Source organism: Aminobacter sp. J44 (assembly GCF_007829415.1).
GTDB lineage: Bacteria > Pseudomonadota > Alphaproteobacteria > Rhizobiales > Rhizobiaceae > Aerobium.
The window spans coordinates 1-4,851 of the sequence record NZ_VLJG01000046.1 but is presented as its reverse complement, the minus strand read 5'-3'; the positions used below and the strand labels follow the sequence as shown (position 1 = coordinate 4,851).

Here is a 4,851-nt window from a genome sequence, read left to right as displayed (position 1 = left end):
GTCAAGATGATCGAGACCGGCATTGAGGAAGGCGTACCCGGCAACTGGGGCAGGATCCAGCTTGCCTACCAGGAGATCATCTCGCGCCTGCCGCGTACGGCCGCCCTCGAGACCCTCGAAGCGATCTCCGCTGAGCTCGACGCGCTTTGGCAGGACATCCGCGACGCATTGGAATCCTTCATTAATTCGCAGAATCTGAACGCCAATGAGTCTCAAACCGAGCGCCACATACAGAATTCAAACCCAGATTCTAAATCTGAATCTGAACATGGCTTTAGAAACAAAGATGAAGCGAGCAGCAGCGCCGCGGACAACCACAACGTACACAGCCTGCCAAAACGGGAACTACCGCTWGGSATCGTGCTGGACGCCTGCCCGMACATCGCCTGGCTCGCCAAATCGGGCAAAATCGGCAACTGGCGCGATTTCCTCGCCGCCGCCGAGACCGCGCGGCCGCTTCTGGGCGTCAGCCCCAGCGCCTGGGACGAGGCGCGCGCCGTGATGGGCGAGCGGGATGCTGCGGTCACACTGGCTGCGATCTACCAGCGGCAGGAGCAGATTTCGTCCGCCGGCGGATATTTGCGCAGCCTCACCGGGCGGGCGCGACAAGCGCAATTCTCGACTTGGCCGATGATCATGGCGCTGCTTCGGGCCAAGCTCGAGGCGGCAAAGGAGGGGACGGGAGAGACAGGTCCTGCCGGTACTTCCCTTGCGACCGCCACCTCGCTTGAGCGCAGCCACACCCGCCTCGAAATCAGCGACGCTCTGCGGCGGAAGCTGGACGGCAAGCCGAAGGGGTGAGCTTGCCGGTTCTGGCTACGGAAGCCGCGAAAATGGGAGTGACAAATTGGCTCTCTCGCCGAGCAGAACGTAGCTGTATACGCCCAGCGATTTTTTGCTCGACGATAGGGACCGGCGGCGAGCGTCGTTATGAGGATGTGAGTTATAAAAAGGTTTCTGGATCAAGGGGATACCTTCATCCGCGTCGTGTGTCGCTGCAGCAATCCGAGACGTGCGCTTACGGATGTTTTTAAGCTGCAGCGCGGCGACGTACGCGTCGAGGGACGCCTTCCGAGCATCTGCCCATTGGAATGAGTTTCTCCGTGGTCCGTGGGGCGCGCAACCGGACCTGGTGTGGAACAGAGATCCATGACAGAACAAGCGGTCGTCGGCTGCTGCGTAAGGCTGTCGCCGAGCGATCGGTGAGAAGGGCAGGGGGCCTTGCCGCGTTGTGGGTGGGCACGACCCACGCGATCAGATCGCCCGATAGCCATGCCTCAGGCGTATGAGGCGATGTCTCTGTAACGCCGTCGATGCCGAAGCTTCATCCGGGTGCAGCTCGATGATCTGCCTGCCGCGTGTTCCGATCCTGCCCCACCGCCGCACCAGCGCCACGTCGCCGAACAGCGTCGGTTCAAGCGAGAGCGCGTAGAAGCGGTAGGCGTTATTGCCGGGATCGACACGATGCATCAGGAGCGTCATGCCCTGAATCTGACGGCGCGGCCTCCTTCCGTCCAACGCAAGTTTTGAATCGATTGGTCGGCGTCGATTCATGCAAATGATCGATAGCTGGCCGTGGGGTAGCGGCGCACTCCGAGGAGAAGGGAAGGGGCTCATGCAACTGTCTTGCTGAATAGGGGGCACCTGCGGCGATATCGAATCAGCGCAGCGCGTTCTTGCGCCGGCAAGCCAACCGACGTTTCCTTTCACACCGCCGCAGGTCTCCCATCGAAGCGGATGACCGGAATTCGCAGGATACCAACTTCGCGACGGTTCAGGCACTTCTGGCACCCATCTCGAGGCCCGATAAGGCAACATTATCGTGCATAATTCTATATCAGGAGGCCGTTCGGTATGAACTCAAAAACGCCGGGAAAGCGCACATGTAAGGCTTCGGGCGTACTGATCCACCCCCATTGAACGGGTCCACCTTGAAGTATGGTTTTGACCATGAAGGAGGACCACGATGGCAAACAAGCGACACAAGCCCGACGAGATTGTCACGAAGCTTCGGCAGGTTGAAGTTCTGCGCGGCCAGGGGATGGCGATGGCGGATGCGGTTCGCCAGATCGGCGTTTCCGAGCTGACGTATTACAGGTGGCGCAAGCAGTATGGCGGCATGAGCCGTGACCAACTCCGGCAGTTGAAGGAGCTCCAGAAGGAGAACGAACGGCTTCGCAAGGNCAAATCGGGCAAAATCGGCAACTGGCGCGATTTCCTCGCCGCCGCCGAGACCGCGCGGCCGCTTCTGGGCGTCAGCCCCAGCGCCTGGGACGAGGCGCGCGCCGTGATGGGCGAGCGGGAYGCTGCGGTCACACTGGCTGCGATCTACCAGCGGCAGGAGCAGATTTCCTCCGCCGGCGGATATTTGCGCAGCCTCACCGAGCGGGCGCGGCAGGCGCAGTTCTCCACCTGGCCGATGATCATGGCGCTGCTTCGGGCCAAGCTCGAGGCGGCAAAGGAGGGGAGGGGAGACAAAGGTCCTGCCGGTACTTCCCTTGCGACAGCCACCTCGCTTGAGCGCAGCCAAACCCGCCTTGAGATCAGCGACGCTCTGCGGCGAAAGCTCAACGGCAGGCCGTAGGCGTGACGTTGAGCTTTCGAACCGGAATGGCGCAACAGCAGGCTTCGAAAATCGGCTCTCTCGTTGATCAGAACGTAGCGGAATACGACCGCGGAAATTCTGCTCGACGAGAGAGAAGGGGACGGGGGGAATTCTGCTCGCAGCCTGTTGAGAAAACGGCATTCGGACCAACGCGTTAGCCGTGTCCGCGTTGCTGCGTGGCTGCGAAAGCGGAACGCCCAGAATCCGGTCGTTTCGCGCGGCAGAGGAGACCATAATTGTGGCAGGGGGAGCCTTCCAGCCTCTGAGCCTCTCCCGCTGCTCCGTGAAGACACAAACCGATGCCTTTCCAAGCGGCCGCTACGTCACGGTTCTCACGTAACGGTCAGGAAGTCGGGGAGGGTGAACTCTGAATTCCTTCGTAGTGGTTGCACACTCTCGCTCAGAGTGCCTCGTAGCCGTGCCTCTGGCGTTTGAGGCGATGTCGCAGCATCGCCGTTGATGCCGAACCTTCATCGGGGTGCAATTCAATGATCTGCCGACCACGCGTGCCGATCCTGCCCCAGCGGCGGACGAGCGCAACGTCGCCGAACAGCGTCGGCTCAAGCGAAAGAGCGTAGAAGCGGTAGGAGTTCTTGGCGGGATCAACACGGTGCATCAGGAGCGTCATGCCAAGAATCTGCCGGCGCGACTTCCTTTCGTCCAACGCAAGTTTTGAATCGGTTGGCCGGCGTCGATTCACGCAACTGATCGATAGCTGGCGTCGGATAGCGGCGCACTCCGAGGAGAAGGGAAGGGGCTCATGCAACTGTCTTGCTGAATAGGGGGACACCTGCGGCGATACCAAATCAGCGCCGCGCATCCGTCGTCGGAAAGCCAACCGAGATTTCGCCTCGCCCCGCGGCAGACTGCATTCGATAGAGGAAATTGAGATCGCAAGATCTCAAATTCGCGACAGTTCAGGCACTTCTGGCGACCATCTCTCTACGCCCGATAAGGCAACATTATCGGGCATAAACACCGGCTATTCGACGCGGCGCTTTTGGCGTCGGGCGATTGCAATTTCGCTACGGTTTTTCGATAACGCCGTTATTATTAAGTAAAATAACGCTCGGCGCGCCCCAGACTTTGATCGATCTCCATTGGCACGATCGGGTCAGCATTACATGCGCTACGGTGAACAACGCCGTCCTTGTGAACGCATCCCGGATAGGATGATGCCCCGGACGTCGGTCTCTCCAGATTGATATTGTCGCAGCGTGAGACCGAGGTGAGCGCCGACGTCGCTCGATCGTCGATCGCGGTCTTGAAGGCCCGCGCTGTCACTGGGCCCACTCCGGGAAGGGATATGAAGCGACGGCACAGCTCATCATTGGCCGTCAACCTCAGCAGTTCCCAGTGTAGCACGGACAGCCGCGCCATCATCGCAGCCCGGCCATCCAGGAAAGCGCCGATGCAAAACTCGAGTTGCCAATTGCCGTTGACGAGCTCGCGGAAGCGAGCGTCGAATCCGCTGGCGCTGACCCGTCCGACCTTCAGCCCGAATGGTCGCAGCAGGCCGCGGATCTCGTTCTCATGGTCTCGCAGCTTGTTGACGAAGAACTCCCGCGCCAGAGAGCGCAGTTCCTGGCTTACCACCGACTTCACATGACCGCCCGATCCCCCCTCGAAGCCAACGCGGACGAAGCTATCGCCGATCCGCTGTAGCTCGGTGGCGATCAGCTCTGGGTCAGATCCGACACGCGACCCGTGCACCAGGCGGCCTTCGACATCGACGACGCACACGTTCGTCAGTTCAAGCGACACATCCAGGCTTGCGTAGAGATCAGTCTTGCTTGCCTCCTTTCCGGCGTTTGAACATGCCGGTCAGAAATGCACCGGCGTGGCCGGAGCCGAAGCCTCGACTACGCATCTCAATGAGGGGCTCTTCACCTGCAACGGCACGCCCGATACAAGCATCGACAAATGGAGGATCGACTACAATCTCAACCGCCCCCACACCAGCCTCGACGCGCTCGAGCCCAACGAATTTGCAACCCGGTCCAGATCGAACAACAACGTGAACCGGCTAGAGCGGTTTTCGACCGTTTTGAATCGCGTGGGGATTCCCGCCGGGCGTGATTTCTGATTAAGAATCCGTGCTGGTGAAGGAGGCCAGCATGGATGGCTCAACCTCTTTCGATGGATTTGCGTTCACGGCTTTTGGCGGCGGTTGATGGCGGGTTGAGCTGCCGTGCTGCTGCGATCCGGTTTGGTGTTGCGCCTTCGACGGCGATCCGTTGGCATGC

6 protein-coding genes and 1 pseudogene are annotated in these 4,851 nt (G+C 60.3%); 4 read left to right on the top strand and 3 right to left on the bottom strand.

What is annotated here, in order from left to right:
• Positions 1 to 801 (top strand): plasmid replication protein RepC (repC, locus tag L610_RS15545; RefSeq protein WP_246659033.1); only part of this gene is annotated, 801 nt, incomplete at its 5' end.
• Positions 802 to 1,254: 453 nt separating this feature from the next.
• Here repC (L610_RS15545) and L610_RS15540 read toward each other — a convergent pair.
• Complete coding sequence (locus tag L610_RS15540) at positions 1,255 to 1,482, bottom strand: WGR domain-containing protein (protein WP_144706160.1); 228 nt, start codon at positions 1,480 to 1,482, stop codon at positions 1,255 to 1,257.
• Positions 1,483 to 1,966: 484 nt separating this feature from the next.
• Here L610_RS15540 and repC (L610_RS20750) point away from each other — a divergent pair, with 484 nt between their 5' ends.
• Positions 1,967 to 2,584 (top strand): replication initiation protein RepC, encoded by a 618-nt coding sequence (gene repC, locus L610_RS20750; protein WP_144706158.1) that lies wholly within the window; start codon positions 1,967 to 1,969, stop codon positions 2,582 to 2,584.
• A gap of 421 nt (positions 2,585 to 3,005) precedes the next feature.
• Here repC (L610_RS20750) and L610_RS15530 read toward each other — a convergent pair whose 3' ends face one another.
• Together L610_RS15530 and L610_RS15525 are read right to left on the bottom strand one after the other, a co-directional pair.
• Positions 3,006 to 3,233, bottom strand: coding sequence for a WGR domain-containing protein (locus tag L610_RS15530; protein ID WP_144706156.1), 228 nt, complete (start codon positions 3,231 to 3,233; stop codon positions 3,006 to 3,008).
• 425 nt (positions 3,234 to 3,658) lie between these two features.
• Positions 3,659 to 4,369, bottom strand: a complete 711-nt coding sequence (locus tag L610_RS15525) for a transposase (protein ID WP_144706153.1) — start codon at positions 4,367 to 4,369, stop codon at positions 3,659 to 3,661.
• A 25-nt stretch (positions 4,370 to 4,394) separates the two neighbouring features.
• On the opposite strand from L610_RS15525, the gene L610_RS15520 reads away from it, so the two are divergent.
• Both L610_RS15520 and L610_RS15515 read left to right on the top strand, forming a co-directional pair.
• Positions 4,395 to 4,691, top strand: a complete 297-nt coding sequence (locus L610_RS15520; protein ID WP_144706151.1) for a transposase — start codon at positions 4,395 to 4,397, stop codon at positions 4,689 to 4,691.
• 35 nt (positions 4,692 to 4,726) lie between these two features.
• Positions 4,727 to 4,851: pseudogene (locus L610_RS15515) on the top strand (helix-turn-helix domain-containing protein); the annotation flags it as partial.